This window comes from Microbulbifer donghaiensis (assembly GCF_900129095.1).
GTDB classification, from domain to species: domain Bacteria; phylum Pseudomonadota; class Gammaproteobacteria; order Pseudomonadales; family Cellvibrionaceae; genus Microbulbifer; species Microbulbifer donghaiensis.
Genome location: NZ_FQVA01000001.1, coordinates 994,505 through 1,011,057 on the forward strand (window position 1 = coordinate 994,505; position 16,553 = coordinate 1,011,057).

The 16,553-nt window shown below is 61.1% G+C and carries 19 protein-coding genes; 11 read left to right on the plus strand and 8 right to left on the minus strand.

Going from position 1 to position 16,553, the window contains the following annotated elements:
- Nucleotides 1-12: 12 nt before the first annotated feature.
- Together BUC36_RS04180 and BUC36_RS04185 are read right to left on the minus strand one after the other, a co-directional pair.
- Nucleotides 13-1,254: a cation:proton antiporter gene (locus tag BUC36_RS04180; protein WP_084535588.1), complete on the minus strand. Its 1,242-nt coding sequence runs from the start codon at nucleotides 1,252-1,254 to the stop codon at nucleotides 13-15.
- Entirely contained in the window at nucleotides 1,254-2,798 is a 1,545-nt protein-coding gene (locus tag BUC36_RS04185; RefSeq protein WP_073271852.1) for an FMN-binding glutamate synthase family protein, read from the minus strand. The genes BUC36_RS04180 and BUC36_RS04185 overlap by 1 nt, the downstream gene beginning before the upstream one ends.
- 113 nt (nucleotides 2,799-2,911) lie before the next feature.
- On the opposite strand from BUC36_RS04185, the gene BUC36_RS04190 reads away from it, so the two are divergent.
- Nucleotides 2,912-4,000 (plus strand): PA0069 family radical SAM protein, encoded by a 1,089-nt coding sequence (locus BUC36_RS04190; protein ID WP_073271860.1) that lies wholly within the window; start codon nucleotides 2,912-2,914, stop codon nucleotides 3,998-4,000.
- 131 nt (nucleotides 4,001-4,131) lie between these two features.
- Here the strand turns inward: BUC36_RS04190 and BUC36_RS04195 are convergent, their stop codons facing one another.
- The gene (locus tag BUC36_RS04195; RefSeq protein ID WP_073271863.1) at nucleotides 4,132-5,304 is read right to left on the minus strand and encodes a serine hydrolase domain-containing protein; all 1,173 of its coding nucleotides are present in this window, start codon (nucleotides 5,302-5,304) and stop codon (nucleotides 4,132-4,134) included.
- Nucleotides 5,305-5,606: 302 nt separating this feature from the next.
- Here BUC36_RS04195 and BUC36_RS04200 point away from each other — a divergent pair, with 302 nt between their 5' ends.
- Complete coding sequence (locus BUC36_RS04200; protein ID WP_073271866.1) at nucleotides 5,607-5,906, plus strand: GIY-YIG nuclease family protein; 300 nt, start codon at nucleotides 5,607-5,609, stop codon at nucleotides 5,904-5,906.
- A gap of 230 nt (nucleotides 5,907-6,136) precedes the next feature.
- Here BUC36_RS04200 and BUC36_RS04205 read toward each other — a convergent pair whose 3' ends face one another.
- Both BUC36_RS04205 and BUC36_RS04210 read right to left on the minus strand, forming a co-directional pair.
- On the minus strand, nucleotides 6,137-6,331 hold the full coding sequence (locus tag BUC36_RS04205) for a hypothetical protein (RefSeq protein ID WP_073271871.1): 195 nt from the start codon (nucleotides 6,329-6,331) through the stop codon (nucleotides 6,137-6,139).
- Nucleotides 6,328-6,843 carry a DUF1097 domain-containing protein gene (locus BUC36_RS04210; protein ID WP_073271873.1) on the minus strand — a complete coding sequence of 172 codons (516 nt, stop codon included), beginning with the start codon at nucleotides 6,841-6,843 and terminating at the stop codon, nucleotides 6,328-6,330. Before BUC36_RS04210 ends, BUC36_RS04205 begins: the two co-directional genes overlap by 4 nt.
- Nucleotides 6,844-7,199: 356 nt before the next feature.
- Here BUC36_RS04210 and BUC36_RS04215 point away from each other — a divergent pair, with 356 nt between their 5' ends.
- Complete coding sequence (locus BUC36_RS04215; RefSeq protein ID WP_073271876.1) at nucleotides 7,200-7,973, plus strand: TSUP family transporter; 774 nt, start codon at nucleotides 7,200-7,202, stop codon at nucleotides 7,971-7,973.
- On the opposite strand, the gene BUC36_RS04220 is transcribed toward BUC36_RS04215, so the two are convergent.
- Complete coding sequence (locus tag BUC36_RS04220) at nucleotides 7,966-8,898, minus strand: LysR family transcriptional regulator (RefSeq protein WP_143186876.1); 933 nt, start codon at nucleotides 8,896-8,898, stop codon at nucleotides 7,966-7,968. The genes BUC36_RS04215 and BUC36_RS04220 overlap by 8 nt on opposite strands.
- Nucleotides 8,899-9,022: 124 nt before the next feature.
- Between BUC36_RS04220 and BUC36_RS04225 the strand changes: the two genes are divergently transcribed.
- Together BUC36_RS04225 and ycaC are read left to right on the plus strand one after the other, a co-directional pair.
- Nucleotides 9,023-9,781 (plus strand): SDR family NAD(P)-dependent oxidoreductase, encoded by a 759-nt coding sequence (locus tag BUC36_RS04225; protein WP_073271881.1) that lies wholly within the window; start codon nucleotides 9,023-9,025, stop codon nucleotides 9,779-9,781.
- Nucleotides 9,782-9,909: 128 nt separating this feature from the next.
- Nucleotides 9,910-10,536 carry an isochorismate family cysteine hydrolase YcaC gene (ycaC, locus tag BUC36_RS04230; RefSeq protein ID WP_073271883.1) on the plus strand — a complete coding sequence of 209 codons (627 nt, stop codon included), beginning with the start codon at nucleotides 9,910-9,912 and terminating at the stop codon, nucleotides 10,534-10,536.
- 50 nt (nucleotides 10,537-10,586) lie between these two features.
- On the opposite strand, the gene BUC36_RS04235 is transcribed toward ycaC, so the two are convergent.
- Nucleotides 10,587-11,321, minus strand: coding sequence for an SDR family oxidoreductase (locus tag BUC36_RS04235; RefSeq protein WP_200797178.1), 735 nt, complete (start codon nucleotides 11,319-11,321; stop codon nucleotides 10,587-10,589).
- Nucleotides 11,322-11,336: 15 nt separating this feature from the next.
- Between BUC36_RS04235 and BUC36_RS04240 the strand changes: the two genes are divergently transcribed.
- The 6 genes from BUC36_RS04240 (at nucleotide 11,337) to BUC36_RS18955 (ending at nucleotide 15,200) form a co-directional block, all read left to right on the plus strand.
- Entirely contained in the window at nucleotides 11,337-11,657 is a 321-nt protein-coding gene (locus tag BUC36_RS04240; RefSeq protein WP_073271888.1) for a DUF3301 domain-containing protein, read from the plus strand.
- 8 nt (nucleotides 11,658-11,665) lie between these two features.
- A complete protein-coding gene (locus BUC36_RS04245; RefSeq protein WP_200797179.1) occupies nucleotides 11,666-11,878 on the plus strand; it encodes a DUF1653 domain-containing protein in 213 nt (70 codons plus the stop codon).
- Nucleotides 11,879-11,946: 68 nt separating this feature from the next.
- On the plus strand, nucleotides 11,947-13,014 hold the full coding sequence (locus BUC36_RS04250; RefSeq protein WP_143186877.1) for a saccharopine dehydrogenase family protein: 1,068 nt from the start codon (nucleotides 11,947-11,949) through the stop codon (nucleotides 13,012-13,014).
- Between the two features lie 342 nt (nucleotides 13,015-13,356).
- The gene (locus BUC36_RS04255; RefSeq protein WP_073271895.1) at nucleotides 13,357-13,887 is read left to right on the plus strand and encodes a phosphatase PAP2 family protein; all 531 of its coding nucleotides are present in this window, start codon (nucleotides 13,357-13,359) and stop codon (nucleotides 13,885-13,887) included.
- The gene (locus BUC36_RS04260) at nucleotides 13,884-14,957 is read left to right on the plus strand and encodes an MJ1255/VC2487 family glycosyltransferase (RefSeq protein ID WP_073271898.1); all 1,074 of its coding nucleotides are present in this window, start codon (nucleotides 13,884-13,886) and stop codon (nucleotides 14,955-14,957) included. The genes BUC36_RS04255 and BUC36_RS04260 overlap by 4 nt, the downstream gene beginning before the upstream one ends.
- A gap of 111 nt (nucleotides 14,958-15,068) precedes the next feature.
- Complete coding sequence (locus tag BUC36_RS18955) at nucleotides 15,069-15,200, plus strand: acyl-CoA dehydrogenase N-terminal domain-containing protein (protein WP_159435976.1); 132 nt, start codon at nucleotides 15,069-15,071, stop codon at nucleotides 15,198-15,200.
- On the opposite strand, the gene BUC36_RS04265 is transcribed toward BUC36_RS18955, so the two are convergent.
- Nucleotides 15,197-16,549, minus strand: a complete 1,353-nt coding sequence (locus BUC36_RS04265; RefSeq protein WP_073271901.1) for an ATP-binding protein — start codon at nucleotides 16,547-16,549, stop codon at nucleotides 15,197-15,199. The genes BUC36_RS18955 and BUC36_RS04265 overlap by 4 nt on opposite strands.
- Nucleotides 16,550-16,553: the final 4 nt, after the last annotated feature.

A 16,553-nucleotide genomic window follows, 5' to 3' on the forward strand; every position in this document is an offset into this window, starting at 1 on the left:
GGGCAGCAGGAATTACAGGTCCAGCTTCTTGATCAGCCAGGCGCTGCTGGTGCCCTGCACCAGCAGTGAGAAGAGCACTACGCCGAATACCATCGACTGCACCGTCCACCAGTAGGGTAATTCCACCGGCAGTGACAGCACCAAAGCCACCGCAATCACGCCGCGCAACCCGCCCCATCCGAGAACCAGGCGCCAGGACTTCGGTATCGGCGGCCCGACAAAACGCGACATTGGCGCCATCATAAATACCGACAGGGCGCGAGCACCGGTGGCCGCGGCTATCGCCACCAGCATCGCCAGGTACTGATGGGTAAACATCTCGAAGGTGATCGTCAGTCCCATGATGACAAATATCAGCGCACTGAACAGCATGCCGAGCCACTCCCAGGTGGGCTCGGCATGCACCAGGTAGGTCTCGCTCTGCTCGCGCAGACAGGCGCGGGCGACGATGGCGCAGACCATCACCGATATGATGCCCGACACATGCACCACGTGCTCCGCCAGATAGAAACTGCCAAAGGCCGCCAGCACCAGCGTCATCAGTGCCGCACCGGCGGAGCGCAGAAACAGCGCCACAATCGCAGTGAGCAGACCGCACAGCAGTCCCACGGCAATACCGCCAAACAAGGTCACGGCAAAATACGTTGCAACGGTACCCGCGCCCTGCAGCGGCTCGCCGGTACTGGCGCCGCCCTCCATGACGGTGTGACTGGCCACACCCAGCACCAGCGAAAAAAATACAATCGCCGCCGCGTCATTGAACAGGCTCTCCCCTTCCACCAGGGTCAGCAGGTCCTGGTTGGTGTCGCTCTGGCGCATCTTTGCAACGACTGCAACCGGGTCTGTCGCAGACAGAATCGCACCGGTGAGCAGTGCGGCCATCCAGGGAAACCCTGTCGGGTGATTGATGCCGTAGTAGGTGAGCAGAGCGATCAGCAGTGCGCAGATGACGACACCGACGGTGGCAAAGAGCAGGACGGGCCCGAGCCAGCGTTTCAATACCGATGGCTCGATCTGCCACGCAGATTCGAAAATCAGCACCGGCAGGATCACGAAGAAAACCAGCTGGTGAATGTTTTCCGCGCGCAGTCCGGTGTCGTAATCGAGCACTGGCAACAGCATTCCGGCGAGTACCCCGGCGATCAGGCAACCCAGGGTGTTGTCAGTGCGCAGTACGCGCGCCAGGCCGAGCCCGACCACCGCAGCCGTGGCCATGTAAAGCCCCTGGCCTACCAGCGTGGTAACGCCCTCCACTATTCGGTTCTCCTGTCGGTCGCTATCACCGATTTGGGTTTCACTTCAGGCACAATTTCGCTGAGCGGCACCGCCATGCCGCGCTCGTTGATTACTTCCACGTGGTGGCGGCGCAGCAGGCGCGGCTCCGGCACGCCACAGGAGTGGGCAATGGTACCCACCTCGTGCACCATGTTGCGCGCATAATTGTAGACGCGCTCCGCCTTGTCGATCGGGTCCAGGCCCTGCTGCAGGTCGGGGTTGTGCGTGGTGACGCCGGTGGGGCAGGTATTTTTGTTGCACTGCATCGCCTGAATACAGCCGAGGGCGAACATAAAGCCGCGCCCGCAGTTCACGAAGTCTGCCCCCATCGCCAGCGCCCAGGCCACCATCGACGGCGTCAGCAGTTTCCCGGCACAAATCACCTTGATCCTGTCGCGCAAACCGTAGTCCGCCAGCAGGTCCACCACCATCGGCAGGCTGCGGTTGATCGGCAGCCCCATATAATCCATCAGGCTCTGTGGCGCCGCACCACTGCCGCCGTCGGCACTGTCGATGGTGATAAAGTCCGGTGCGTATTCCAGACCGCGCAATTGGATCTGCTCACACATCTCGTGCAGCCAGTCACTGACACCGATCACGCATTTGAAGCCAGTGGGTTTGCCCGTCACCTGGCGAATGTGGTGCAGCATATCCAGCAGGCCGTCCACGCTATTGAACTCCGGATGGCCATTCGGACTGATGGAATCCAGCCCCACCGGGATCCCCCGCACCCTGGCAATTTCCTCGGTGACCTTGATGCCGGGCAGAATACCGCCCTTGCCCGGCTTGGCGCCCTGGGATAGCTTCAGTTCAATCATCTTCACCTGCGGAAGTTCCGCCACCTCGCGGAGCTTGCTGTCGGACAAGCGCCCGTCGGCATCGCGCACGCCGTATTTGGCCGTGCCGATCTGGAAGACAATATCGCAGCCGCCCACCAGGTGAGGGGGGGACAGGCCGCCTTCACCGGTATTCATCCAGATGCCCGCCTTGGCCGCCCCTTTGGACAGGGCCGTCACCGCCGGCACGGACAGGGCGCCAAAGCTCATTCCTGAGATATTGAAGATCGAACGGGTGGTGTAGGGCTCTCTCACATAGCCCTCGCCGACGGTAATCTCGCGCGGCGGCACCGCGTCCTTCTCCAGGGTCGGGAAGGGGTGGTTCAGGAAGACCAGGTCACCGGGCTGGTTGAGCGGTCGGGTAGAACCGAAGGCCGAAGTGGAATCCACATTCTTGGCCGCGCGATAGACCCAACTGCGCTGGGCCCGATTGAAAGGCAACTCCTCGCGGTCGAGCGCAAAAAAGTACTGGCGGAAGAACTCGCCGAGGTGCTCGAAAGTGTAGCGAAAGCGCCCCAGCACCGGGAAATTGCGTCGAATCGCCTGCTTCGTCTGGGTGATATCGGACAGGTACAGGTAGACCACATAGAGCACCAGCAGCACCAGCGCGAACGCAAACAGCAGTGCAAATACCTGCAGAACCTGAACCGCAAAATTACGGATAGCCTCTACTGCCTCAAGATCCATCTCGCAGTTCCCCTTGGTTGTTTGCGTGCAATTGTATGCCCTCCCCCGACGGCTTGCACAGTGGTACGCTGTCGCCCTAAACTGTATATTTATACAGCTATCGAGAAGAGACCTTGGCCAATGAAGACGCGGGCAACCCCGCCCAGACGCACAGGGGCCGCGGCGCCGCCAGTAACCTGGCCGGCCGCTTCGTATCCCATGTCAGCTCCCGCGAAAGCGATGGCTGGCAGACGGAGATCGAGCCGCTGGAACGCCTGCTGACCGAGGCCATCGAGGAGAAGGCCAAGAGCATCATTGCCACCAACCGCTCCCCGGACCTGCCGTTCAGCCAGTCGATCAATCCCTACCGCGGCTGCGAGCACGGCTGCATTTACTGCTACGCCCGCCCGGCCCACGCCTATATGGATATGTCCCCGGGGCTGGATTTCGAAAGCAGGATATTCTTCAAGCCCAATGCCGCGGCATTGCTGGAACAGGCTCTGCGCAAAACCGCTTATCGATGCAGCCCGATAGCACTGGGCTCCAATACCGATCCCTATCAGCCACTGGAAAGGGACAAACAGATTACCCGCCAGCTGTTGGAAGTGATGCAGCGCTTCAACCAGCCGGTGACCATCGTCACCAAGAGCCAGCTGATCCTGCGCGACCTGCCCTTGCTGGAGGAAATGGCGCGCGACAACCTGTGTCAGGTGGCCATCAGCGTGACCACGCTGAGCAACGACCTGAAGCGCAAGCTGGAACCCCGCACCGCCGGCCCCGCGGCGCGGCTGCGCACACTGGAGGCACTGTCAGCCGCGGGCATCTCCACTGCCGTGCTGGCGGCGCCGATGATCCCGGCCCTCAATGACAGCGAACTGGAGGCCATCCTTAAAGAAGCCGCAAACGCCGGTGCCACCCAGGCCGCCTACATACTGCTGCGCCTGCCCCACGAAGTGGCGCCCCTGTTCCGGCAGTGGCTGGACGCGCACTACCCGGAGCGCGCCGCCCACGTGATGAGTATCGTGCAGCAGAGCCGCGGCGGCCGTGATTACCAGAGTGACTTTTCCCAGCGCCAGAGCGGCACCGGGGTCTTCGCCCAGTTGTTGAGAAGACGCTTTGAAGTAGCGATCAGGAAACTCAAACTGAATCTTCGCCGGCAGGAGCTCGACTGCAGCCGCTTCTCGCGACCGCCATTGTCCGGCGAGCAACAGGCGCTCTTTTGAAACGACCGGGTCGATTCGGCGCCCTACGGCCCTGACAGTTTTTTCGTCAGCGCCGGACAGATTACTCCGGCCGTCGCGCTCCAGCTAGAGACGGCAATGGCTCCAAAACTCCATTCCCGGCCAGCCTTGCGCTATTTTTGCTGGGAAAGAACTTCAAAAGAGGAAAAAGCGGCTTTTGCCAGATCCGTACCCTTGACGCCCTCAGTCTGCATTACAGACCCGGCAATTGTCAGGTCGTATTCCGGCAGATAGAACACGAAGGTATTCCAGAACCCGGTATGACCCAGTGCCCAGTAGCCATCGAAATCCACGCGAAAGATCCCCATCCCGTATCCGTCTTCGTAAGAATTCTCCTGGAATGAAAGCATGTGCTCCAGGGAATCCGGGGTTGCGAAGATCTCCTGTGCGAACAGCGCTCGAATAAATGTCGCGAGATCCTGCGCGGTCGCCACCAGGCCGCCGCCACCGTGAAGGTCTATCGAAGGGTTCCAACTGTACGTATCTAACGCTCCCAGGTATTGATGCGCCCGCGGAAATCGATCACTTTCCTGATAGGAAGAATCCTCCATTGCCAGATGTTGCAGAGGCAACTTGTTGAACTGCAGGTAATGGGAGATCGCCTCCCCCAGAGGAAGGCCTGTCGATTTCTCAATAATCTGCCCAAGTAAGATATACCCGGTGTCGGAATAGGCAAACTGTTTTCCCAGTGGAAGCCACTTCAGCTGATACTCATGGATCAACGCCACCTGCTCGACTGGCGTCCACCGTCTGGAGGGTTGTGTCAGGATGGCTTTAAAATAGCGCTTATCCATTGCATGATCCGGCAACCCGGCGGTGTGCGACAGCAGATGCCTCACGGTAATTCTTTGCGGGTCGACCCCTCCCTTCTTCAGCGCTTCTACCACATTGCCTGGCAGCAGCCCCTCTACGGGGGAGTCCAGAGAGAATTTACCTTGTTCTACCAGCCGAAGAATGGTGCTGGCGGTAAACAACTTGGTGATACTTGCCGTACGGAAACTATCCGTCGGCGCCAATGGAATTTTTTTATTGGTACTCCGATAACCTACCGCGTGACTGGAGTGATAACAGTAGCGGGGAGAGTCAATGTCGATCAGCACGCCGCTGCCATCGCTGCTGCCATGCGCTACCACCACGCGGTCAATTGCCGACTCGACCTCTTGGCGCAGCTGTGGATCTGGACAATTTGCCGGCTCACCAGCAACAGCCTGGACACCAACCAGCGACGATATGCACAACGCCAGAATCACCCGGCCTTTTAACCAGTTCGCCACTTTCTTTAACACCCGATCGTCTCCCGTAAAGTTGCACTCACGTCGCGCGCCGGTGACGCTGCCAATTCGATCCGATTGTATTGCAGCACGGCAAACCCGTACACCGCGGCCAAGCGGCTACCCGTTACAGCCCCACGTGGCCGGGTGCTGCGGGGCGTGATGGGGGGGCGCAATGGGTGGCATGACTCGCCAACACACGATTTCAATGACACTAGTCTCGTGATGTCGGCCAATGGATAGTCAAGTGGCGCGGCGATGCTTTGCAATCCCGGTCCTTTCCATGACAATAGCCATCGCCTACCTGGGGAAGAAACGTGTCCGACTGGTTTATCTATCTGATTCGCACCGCCGCGGGCAGCCTGTATACGGGCATTACCCGCGATGTCGAGCGCCGCTTTGCGGAGCACCAGAGCGGTGGCCCCAAGGCGGCCAAGGCGCTACGCGGACGCGGCCCGCTGGTACTGGTCTTTCAGCAAGCCGTGGCGGACAAGTCAGAGGCACTGAAGCTGGAGATGCAAATCAAGAAGTGGCCGAAGAAAAAAAAAGAGGCCCTGATCGCCGGCAGTGTGGGGTTATCACTGCCGGAAAATTGCTCGGGGCCTCAAGGGGAATAGGTCGGAGAGGAAACCGACCTGGTGCTACAGCTGACTGCCGTACAATTCAGTCTGTAAATCCTGTTCAGATACCGCGGGCCCGGTAAACGCCAGTGCGGTAACAAAGACCATCGCGGTTGCAAACAACACGCGCTTACACATATTCAGTACCTCGCAGCGAAGGCGCCCGACCTCTCCGCTAGATCGGCGCCCGATAACTTTGCTGCCCTCTTCGTGGAATTTGTCACCGATCAGGTTTGCTCATCGGTGCTGAGTGGAACCTCATTTTCGAGCAGCCACTCTTGCGAAACTTCGTTTCCGCAAGCACCGCTTCTTTCCACCCGCATGCGCAGCGCGCGACTCAGCCCCGCGTCGACCACCAGCGAGCGCAGTGCCTCAGCGGGAAAATCGATCACCGATCCGATTCTTGCCTTCAACTTTTTCATCGTTCAACCTCCGGCTCGCGCTTCTGGCGAATAAGATCCGGCACTGCCGCGGCAAGGGCGCCGACAGTCACTGCCGCGGTCAACATCAAGTAGCTGTCCAGCGATGTATCCATGCCCGCGATAAACACCACCGCTACGCCAATCAGGTAGCTGCGGAAATTGCTCACACCGGTAACAACGTTCATCAGCCAAACGCCGGCGGCGGCGAGCAGCAGTGCCGCCGGCATGGCCAGCATGCCGAGGTCGGGGTTCCACTTCACCGCCGCAGCCTGGGCGACGATCCCGATTCCCAATCCGGTAACCACACAGGCCAGGTTATAGGCACCGTCGCGCAGCGACGATCCGCGGGTGTGGTAGGACAACCAGCCGGCGAGTGCGATCCATACCGGCAGGCCGGCCAACAGGCTGAGTGTCGCAGCGCCGGCAATCTCGAAGGCGGTTCGCAGCTTCAGCGGCGACCACACAGTCTTTACCGGTGCCGTTGTATGCTCATTGACAATTGCCTGACTCATGGGCCACGCCCTCCCGAATTCACTCTCGCAGAAAACCAAAATTCCCTATTTGCCGAAAATGGACCTTTCCGTTGGCGGCTGTGCTGACGCCGAGCCCGCCCTACTCCATTCCGGCCAGTGAATTCTGCACAGCGGGCAATTTCATCGGTATCAGATAACTTCGGCATCCTTGCCTAATTTTCCAAAACACCGGAATTTCCACGCTGTTAATAAATTTGCGCTCTAAAGAGATTCCCGGGAGTTATCAAAATCTGCCAACAGGCGCTACAGGTCGACACAGGACACGCGGCGAGCGGATGTTTTTTACGCCCGCCTCGGGCAGAATAGCCGCCCTCACCCGGCCGGATATTCCCACCATGGAACTGACGCTTACGCTGTTATTGATTTTCTTTGCCGTCGCCATGCTGGCGGGCTGGGTGGATACCCTGGCCGGTGGCGGAGGTCTGATCACCCTGCCGGCGCTGCTGCTGGCAGGCGTGCCGCCGGTGAATGCGCTGGCCACCAACAAGAGCCAGGGCATGATGGGCACCCTGACTTCCACGGTCACACTTTTTCTGAAGGGGCATCTTCGCGGGCGGGAACTGCTGCCACTGATGGCCACCGCCGCGATCGGCGCGGCACTGGGTACCTGGCTGGTGCAGCGCATCGACACCGGTTGGTTGAGCTGGGTGATTCCGCTGCTCCTGCTGGCGGTGGCGCTGTACTTCTGGCTGACGCCCAATCTCGGCGAAACCGAGCGGCACGCGCGGCAAACCGAGAAACAGTGGGCGCTCACCTGGGTCCCCACACTGGGCTTCTACGACGGTATCTTCGGGCCGGGCACCGGCTCCTTCTACGCGGCTTCCGGAGTCGCGTTTCGCGGGCAGACACTGCTCACCGCCACCATCCGCGCCAAATTACTCAACCTGACCACTAACGTGGCCTCGGTGGCACTGTTCACTGCCGGCGGCAAAGTCGTCTGGGCCCTCGGCGCCGCGATGATGCTGGGCCAGGCCCTGGGCGCCTACCTCGGCAGCCACACCATGCTGAACGGCGGCGCCCGGCTGATCCGCCCACTGGTGATCACCATGTGTGTGCTGATGTCGATCAGCCAGATAGCGCAGTACTTCGGTTGGTTCCGTTTCAGCTGAGACGTTCGCCCCGCTCATCGACCAGGCGCGGTTTCATGATTTCCGCAACCCAGGCCATAAACACCTGCACCCGCTTGGGCAGGTGGCGGCGGTGGGCGTAAACCAGTGATACCGGCATCGGCGCCGGGCGATACTGCGGCAGTATTTCCTCCAACTCTCCCGATTGCAGATAGGGGTGCACACCCGCCTCCGGTACCTGAATGATACCGAGTCCGGCGATACAGGCGTCCAGATAGGTTGCGGTGTTGTTGACCGTAACGGCCCCCCGCATCGGCTGCGACTTTTCCGCGCCGGGCTTTTCGGGATCCTCGTACTCGAAACCGGCGGAGTGGGAACCCAGGGTCAGTACATAGTGAATCAGCTGGTGCCGCTCCAGCTCGTCGAGGGTGCGCGGCGTGCCGTGTTCCGCCAGATATTCGGTACTGGCGCAGTTGACCATGCGGTAATAGCCGAGCGGCCGCGCAATCAGGCTGGAGTCCTCCAGCGCGCCGACCCGCAGGACACAATCGAAACCCTCGCGCACCACGTCGACAAAGCGGTCGGTACTGCTCAACTCCACCTCCAGGCGCGGGTGCTGGCGCAGGAATTCCGGCAGCCGCTGAATCACGATATCCCGCGCGATCGGCAGCGGCATATCCACCCGCAGGCGACCGTGCAGTTCTGAGGTGTCCTCGCGAAACAGGTTCTGCAGCTCGTCCATATCGGCCAGCAGGTCACGGCAACGCTCGTAGAACACCTGCCCGTCCTGGGTCATCTGCACGCTGCGGGTGGTGCGGTGCAGCAGGCGCGTGCCCAGCAGGCTCTCCAGCTGCTGTACCGCACTGGAGACACTGGCGCGGGACCGGCCGAGGCTGTCCGCCGCCGCGGTGAAACTCCCCTGCTCTGCCACCCGCAGGAAAACCTGCATGGATTCCAGCAATCTCATAGGCCCGCCCATTGTTCGGATTTCGGAAACAGTCTAGCCGGGTCAGATGCGTTTATCTAAGCAATACCGACAAATAAGCTTTACCCCGTCGACCGAAACCAATCCCCAAACACTGGAGCCGACTATGAAACAGAAAATTGCACTGATCACCGGCGGCAGCCGCGGCCTGGGTCGCAATACCGCCCTGCAACTGGCCGACAAGGGCGTGAACGTGATTGTCACTTTCCACCGCCGCGCGGACGAAGCCAGTGCCGTAGTCGCGGAAATCGAGAAGCGCGGTGCGCGGGCCGCCGCACTGCAGCTGGACACGGGCAATACCGCGAGCTTCACCGGCTTCGCAGAGCAACTGCGCGAACTGCTGCAGTCCCGATGGCAGCGCTACCAGTTCGACTACCTGGTAAACAACGCAGGTATCGGCCACCACGCCCCCTTCGCCGAGACGACCGAAGCGCAGTTTGACGAGCTGATGAATATCCACTTCAAGGGCGTATTCTTCCTGACCCAGAAGCTGTTGCCACTGCTCGCCGATGGCGGCCGCATCGTAAACCTGTCCAGCGGCCTGGCGCGCTTCTCGCTGCCCGGCTACTCGGCTTACGCCGCCATGAAAGGTGCGGTGGAGGTGTTGAGCCGCTATCTGGCCAAGGAGCTGGGGCCGCGCGGCATCGCGGTGAATGTGGTCGCGCCGGGCGCCATCGAAACAGATTTCGGCGGTGGCCTGGTGCGTGACAACGCGGAAGTGAATGACTTCATCGCCTCGCAGACGGCACTGGGACGCGTGGGCCTGCCGGAGGATATTGGCGGCGTCATCGCCGCGCTGCTGTCCGAGGAAAACCGCTGGATCAACGCGCAGCGTATCGAGGCATCCGGGGGTATGTTCCTGTAACCAAGGCGGCAAATGGCGGGCCGATTTTGCGGCTCGCCTTTTTTGCCAGCATATCGAGTGCGCGGCTACACGAAGCGCCGATATCGCCTAATCTTTTCCCATCAGTTCCAATTATGGAGTCAGGACCGATGGGCAAGCCCTATACCCGCCTCGACAAAACCAATGCCGCGGTGCTTCTGGTCGATCACCAGACCGGCCTGCTGTCGCTGGTGCGTGACATAGAACCGGACAAATTCAAGAACAATGTCTTGGCGCTGGCCGACCTGGCCGAATACTTCGAATTGCCGACGATACTCACCACCAGCTTCGAGGACGGCCCCAACGGCCCGCTGGTGCCGGAGTTGAAAGAAAAATTTCCGCAGGCGCCCTATATTGCCCGCCCGGGGCAGATTAATGCCTGGGACAACGAGGATTTCGTCAAGGCGGTCAAGGATACCGGCAGGAAACAGCTGATTATCGCCGGCGTGGTCACCGAGGTCTGCGTGGCTTTTCCGGCGCTGTCCGCCATCGAGGCGGGGTTCGAGGTTTTCGTGGTCACCGACGCATCCGGCACGTTTGACAAGATCACCCGCCACTCCGCCTGGAACCGCATGGCCGAAGGCGGTGCCCAGCTGATGACCTGGTTTGGAATCGCCTGTGAACTGCACCGCGACTGGCGCAACGATATTGAAGGCCTCGCCAGTTTATTCAGCAACCATATCCCCGACTATCGCAATCTGATCAACAGTTACAATGCGCAAACCGGCAACAAGTAACTGCACGGGGAAAAGCGGGAAGCCGTTTCGCTCCGGCTATTTGCAACCGCTCACCAGGGAATCTCGCTGCCGTCGTAATTGATAAAGCGGCCGCTGTTGTCCTCCCCGGCCTCGAGCAGCACTTTCTTTAAACCCGCGACACTCTCTTCGGCGGAAATCAATGCATTCGGCCCACCCATTGCGGTTTTCACCCAGCCCGGGTGCAGTGCAATAACGCTGATACCCCGATCGCGCAGATCGATCGACAGGCTTTTTACGACCTGGTTGACCGCTGTCTTCGACGAGCGGTAGATATAACCTCCGCCGGAACTGTTGTCGGCGATACTGCCCACCTTGCTGCTCATCACCGCAATGACCCTGCGCCCGCTCGCGGCAACATTGTCACAGAAGGTCTCCGCCATCATGTAGGGCGCAATGGTGTTGGCTTCGAGTACCCGGCGCCACTCATCCCGGTCGACCCTGCCGAAGCCCACGCCCTTGGGACCGTAATAGCCGGCATTGTTCAGCAGGATATCGACGGGCTCGCCGTTCAACGCCCGGTGCAAAGCCGCCATCTGCCCGAAATCCGTCACATCCAGCTGAAACAGGCGGATATTGGGATGCTGCTCGCGCAGCGCGCGCAGGTCTGCCGCCTTGTGCAGGTCGCGACAGCACGCCAGCACCTGCCAGCCATCTGCCGCGAACTGGCGACACATTTCCAGCCCGATGCCACGGTTGCTGCCGGTAATCAGTATGGTGCCGGACATGGTGACTCCTTCAATGGTATTCTTGCGGGATTCGATCATGGTAACCGGTTCCCGATGTACTATTCACTAAGCGACCTTATCTGGCTTTTCCTGCTGCTTCTCGGCGGCTGGTACCTGTGGGCCGGCATGGCCGCCAAGGAACAGGTGCGCCGCGCGGCCGCCGCGCACTGCCGGCAGCTGGGCGTGCAACTGCTGGACGACACCGTGGCCCTGGTGCGCACCCGCCTGAAGCGCGACGACCGCGGCCAGGTGCGCCTGCAGCGCAGCTACGAATTCGAATTTACCTCCACCGGCGAGCATCGCTACGCGGGAATTGCCGTGCTGCACGGACGGCGCATCACCCAGATTCAGCTCGCCCCCCACCATCTGGCCTGATAACAATGATGAAACGGGGAATCTACCGCCACTACAAGGGCAACCTCTATGAGGTCATGGAAGTGGCCACCCACAGCGAGAGCGGAGAGCGGCTCGTCATGTACCGCGCACTCTACGGCGACTACGGCGTATGGGCACGGCCGCTGGAAATGTTTGCCGAACAGGTGGAGCGGGAAGGAACTCCCGTACCGCGCTTCGAACTGATACAAACGTTTGACTAGCTCGATACGCCACCATTAAGGTTGCGTCAGCCAGATTTCGGAACCGATTTAGTAAATAAGGTCACTCGGTGAACACTAAAAAAATAATGATCTATGGCGCCTATGGCTATACGGGCGAGCTGATTGCCCGTGAAGCCGTGGCCAGGGGCTATCGCCCACTGTTGGCAGGTCGCGATGCCAAGAAACTGCAACCCCTCGCCGAAGAGCTGGGCCTGCCGGCCATGGCCATCAGCCTGGATGCCACGGAGACCCTGGAGCGCAGCCTGCGCGATATCGATGTGGTGATTCACTGCGCCGGTCCCTTCTCCGCCACCGCAGAACCGATGATGCGCGCCTGCATCAACGCCGGCACCCACTACCAGGACATCACCGGCGAGATGGAAGTGTATCGGGCCGCCCACGAACTGGACGCGGAAGCGAAGGCCGCCGGCATCGTGCTGTGTCCGGGTACCGGTTTCGATGTGATTCCCACCGACTGTCTCGCCGCAGCGCTGCACAAGGCCATACCGTCGGCCACCCACCTGACCCTGGGTTTCGACTCGGATTCCGGCCTCAGCCCCGGAACCGCCAAGACCTCGATCGAAAGCCTCGGTGTCGGCGGTGCCGTGCGCCGCAACGGCAAGATCGAAGTGATCGGCCACGGCGAGCTGACCCGGGAAATCAACTTTGGCCGCGGCGAGAAGTTCGCCGTCGCCATTCCCTGGGGTGATGTCGCTACCGCCTATTACTCCACCGGGATTCAGAATATCGAGGTCTATATCCCGATGAGCCCGCGCCGGGCGAAAAAGCTGAAGCGCATGAATAAATTCCGCTGGCTGCTGCGCATGAACTGGATGCAGAACTGGCTCAAGGGCAAGGTGGACAAGTCCGTGCGCGGCCCCAGCGAGGAGAAGCGCTCCGAGCAACAGACCTGGGTCTGGGGCGAAGTGCGCAATGACCGCCGTGGCGAGCGCAAGATCGGCCGCGTGGTTACCGCCAACGGCTACGATGTGACCGTTAGCGGTTCACTGGCGGTGATGGAATTCCTGCTGGGCTACAAGGGCGACGGTGGTTATTTCACCCCGTCAAAACTCTGTGGCTACGAGCTGGTGGAGAAACTGCCCGGCTCCGGCATCATCAAGATCGGCATTGACTGAGCGAAGCGCCCTCACCCCCCTATTGAAATGGTCACTGGCTGTGGCAAACGCCACGGAATCAGATAGCCAATTGGCAAGCGCAATGCGAGGCCCCGCTGCCGGTGGCCGTCCGGGAAATAGTTACCGATCAGGTTTTTTCCCGGGCGGCCACCGGTAGCGGAGCCGGCCAACCTCCGCGATCCCGCAAGAACCATCAAAAGCCAATTCACCCCCCGACAACAGCAATCGTCCATTCCCAGGAAAAATTACCAAACCCTCCAGACAGGCGAAGAATCGCCAGATTTCACGCTTCTGACATAAATCGGTCAAGTCCGCGCAACATTCGCTTCTTAACTTGGCAGCATGCGAAGCTTACCTCTGACCCTGAAAAGTTTTGACGTGTCCCTGGTACTGCACATGGCGGAACGGGCGGCACGCCCCGCCTCCCGCAAGCGCTACCTGTGGCTGTCAAAGAGTGGCGACGGCTGGCTGTACCTGCTGTCCCCGCTGATCGTCGCACTGTCCAGTACGACCGCCGCAGCGGTTCAGTTTTTCTACGTGTGCGGCACCGCCTTCGCGGTCGAGCGCTCTCTCTACTGGACCATCAAGAACACCACCAGGCGGCTGCGCCCACCGCAGGCCATTCCCGGCATGCGCTCGATCATTGTCGCCCACGACCGTTTCAGCCTGCCCTCCGGGCATACCTCCGGCGCCTTCCTGTTTGTCACCCTGCTTTCCCAGGTACTGAGCCCGCTGTGGCTGCTTGGATACTTCTGGGCGGCCGGCGTCGGCACTTCGCGGGTCGGGCTGGGCGTGCATTTTCCCACCGATGTCTGCGCCGGCGCCGCCCTCGGCACCAGTGTCGGCCTGTTTATGAGCGGAGCCTTTCTGTGAAAATACTGTACGGGGTTCAGGGGACCGGCAACGGCCATATTTCCCGCGCCCGCGCCATGGCCAAGGCGCTGCAACAGCACCCGCAACTGCAAGTCCAGTGGCTGTTTTCCGGCCGCAGTCCGGAAAAACTGTTCAGTATGGAGCCCTTCGGCGATTACTGGTGGCGCGAGGGGCTGACCTTCGTGCACCGCGAGGGCAAGATCAACGCTGCCGCGACCACCAAACAGCTCAACCTGCGCCGCCTGCTGCGCGATATCCGCGAGCTGCCGGTGAACGACTTCGACCTGGTCATCAGCGATTTCGAGCCGGTCACCGCCTGGGCGGCCAGGCGCCGCGGCAAGCGGAGCCTCGGCCTCGGCCACCAGTACGCGTTCAATTTCCCGATCCCGGCGCCGCGCTTCAATTGGATGGCACGGGGCATCATGCGCGCCTTCGCGCCGGTGCAGAGCAGCCTTGGCATGCACTGGTATCACTTCGGTCACCCGATACTGCCGCCGATCGCCCAGCCCCAGGTCGAGGTGAATGCCGACAACGGCGATCACATACTCGTGTACCTGCCGTTTGAACACCATCAGCCGCTGTTGCGGGAGCTGGCCAAGCTGCCGCAGCAGTTTATTGTCTACGGTGCGCCGGTAGATCTGCCGGCGGCGGACAATATCCAGCTGATGGCGCCGTCGATCGAAGGTTTCCAGCAGGACCTGGCCGCAGCCCGGGCAGTCATCTGCAACAGCGGTTTCGAACTGATCGCGGAAACCCTGACCATGGGTAAGCCGATCCTGACCCGGCCGCTGACTGGCCAGTTCGAGCAGGAGGCCAACGCCCAGGCGCTGCGCGAATTGCGGCTGGCGCGGGTGGTGGACAAGGTGGATGCCAGCAGCATTGCAGCCTGGTTGCACGAACAGCCCGCCGGTGTGCGTATTCAGTGGCCGGATGTCGCCGGCCAGATAGTGCACTGGCTCGCCAGCGGGCGCCGCCAGTCACCGGCGGAACTGGCGGAGAGCCTGTGGGAACAGGTGGTGCCGGGGCGCGGCGAGAGCCGCGAGCGGGCGGCGCAGGCCGCCGCAGAATAACGTCCCTCTCATTCCGCACTAATCTCGCACGCGGCCGGAATCCTTCCGGCCCTTTGCCATCCCCCCAGATCATTGACCCCGGTATCCCCTGTCCATTTACGTACCGGAACGGTGATAGAAATCGATGGGGTAATTATCATCAGTGACCAGTTGCTCAACGAGCGCGATATCGAGTTTCTGCTGTACGAGTTTCCCGACGTGGAACAGCTGCTGCAAAGGCCGCGCGACCAGCGCCTTCCTTAAAGGGTTACTTTGATTTCGGTACCGCCTTCGGGCAGCGGCGTCGCGGCAATATCGCCCTCGTAACTCTCGACGATATCCACCACCACAGCCAGGCCTATCCCCTGCCCCGGCTGCTGCTCGTCGGCGCGCACGCCGCGCTGGGTGACTCTCTGCCACTTCTCCCTGTCGAGGCCGGGGCCGTTGTCGGCGACACTGATCTGTAGTGCCCGGCCGTCGCCACCGTTTCCAATCGTTACTTTCAGTTCGCCGGCGCCGTATTTGTAGCCGTTGTCCAGCAGGTTGCCGAGCAGTTCCATCAGGTCCCCCTCGTCACCATAAAACAGCACGTCTTCTGCGCAGACGAGCTGCACATCGCAGGGCTTGTCCCGGTAGACCTTTTCCAGCGCATCAAGAATCTTGTGCACCAGCGGTGCTACCGCCACGCCGCGCAGGATCGACTTCGGCGAGCTGGTGACGGCGCGCTGCAGCTGGTAGCTGATAATGCTGTCCATGCGTTGAACCTGCTCCATCAGCGTCGTGTAGGCCTGGCGCGGGTCGCCGGAGAAGTTGAGGCCCTTCAGTACCGCCAGCGGTGTCTTCAGGCTGTGCGCCAGATCCGCCAATGTGTGCCGGGTTTTCTCCCGCTGGCGACGCTCGTTCTCGATCAGCAGGTTGAGGTTGTCGGTGAGCGGGCGCAGTTCCCGCGGAAACTTGCCTTCCAGCCGGTCGCTGCCACCCCGCTGCATATCCTGCAGCGACCGCGCCACCCTGCGCAGCGGTGACAGTCCCCAGCGCAGTACCAGCCACTGTGCCAGTACCAGCAGCAGCGCGCCCAGCCCCAGCCAGCGCCACAGCGTCGAGCGGAACTGCTCCAGCTGGGCCTGCAGCGGTGCGGCGTCCTCCATCACCACGAACGTAAACTGGTTTTCATTATCCAGCCCCCAGGCGATACCCTGGCGAAAGCTGATATAGCGGCCGGCCTCGCCGGGCAGGGACACCCGGCCGAACGCCTGGCGCCCCTGGGGCAGCGGGTGGGAAGGCAACTGTGGCATTGCCAGCGCCGAGTCGGAGCGCCAGATAACCCGGCCGCGCTGGTCGGTCACTGCACCGATCAACCCCGAGTCGGGCTGGTTGAAGCGCTGCTCCGGCATCACCGGTGGGAAGCTGAGGCTGTCCCCTTCCGGCTCCGCCACCGCCAGCAGCGTGTACACATACAGCTGCAGTTCCCGCTGTTTGGCCTCGTTCAGGGAGGTTCGGTAGGCGTGCTGCAGCACGCCGGAAATCATCAGCAGAAATCCCACCAGCACCAGACTGGTGACCAGGGAGAGGCGCCCCTTGAGGGAGTTGAACTGGGAGGAGAGCACGGACATTGCG

Bases quoted from the DNA above. Each gene is read 5' to 3' on its own strand.
- BUC36_RS04185 (WP_073271852.1), bottom strand. From the start codon at position 2,798: ATGGATCTTGAGGCAGTAGAGGCTATCCGTAATTTTGCGGTTCAGGTT.
- BUC36_RS04205 (WP_073271871.1), bottom strand. From the start codon at position 6,331: ATGAAAAAGTTGAAGGCAAGAATCGGATCGGTGATCGATTTTCCCGCT.
- BUC36_RS04210 (WP_073271873.1), bottom strand. From the start codon at position 6,843: ATGAGTCAGGCAATTGTCAATGAGCATACAACGGCACCGGTAAAGACT.
- BUC36_RS04215 (WP_073271876.1), top strand. From the start codon at position 7,200: ATGGAACTGACGCTTACGCTGTTATTGATTTTCTTTGCCGTCGCCATG.
- BUC36_RS04220 (WP_143186876.1), bottom strand. From the start codon at position 8,898: ATGAGATTGCTGGAATCCATGCAGGTTTTCCTGCGGGTGGCAGAGCAG.
- BUC36_RS04225 (WP_073271881.1), top strand. From the start codon at position 9,023: ATGAAACAGAAAATTGCACTGATCACCGGCGGCAGCCGCGGCCTGGGT.
- ycaC (WP_073271883.1), top strand. From the start codon at position 9,910: ATGGGCAAGCCCTATACCCGCCTCGACAAAACCAATGCCGCGGTGCTT.
- BUC36_RS04235 (WP_200797178.1), bottom strand. From the start codon at position 11,321: ATGATCGAATCCCGCAAGAATACCATTGAAGGAGTCACCATGTCCGGC.
- BUC36_RS04240 (WP_073271888.1), top strand. From the start codon at position 11,337: ATGTACTATTCACTAAGCGACCTTATCTGGCTTTTCCTGCTGCTTCTC.
- BUC36_RS04245 (WP_200797179.1), top strand. From the start codon at position 11,666: ATGAAACGGGGAATCTACCGCCACTACAAGGGCAACCTCTATGAGGTC.
- BUC36_RS04255 (WP_073271895.1), top strand. From the start codon at position 13,357: ATGCGAAGCTTACCTCTGACCCTGAAAAGTTTTGACGTGTCCCTGGTA.
- BUC36_RS04265 (WP_073271901.1), bottom strand. From the start codon at position 16,549: ATGTCCGTGCTCTCCTCCCAGTTCAACTCCCTCAAGGGGCGCCTCTCC.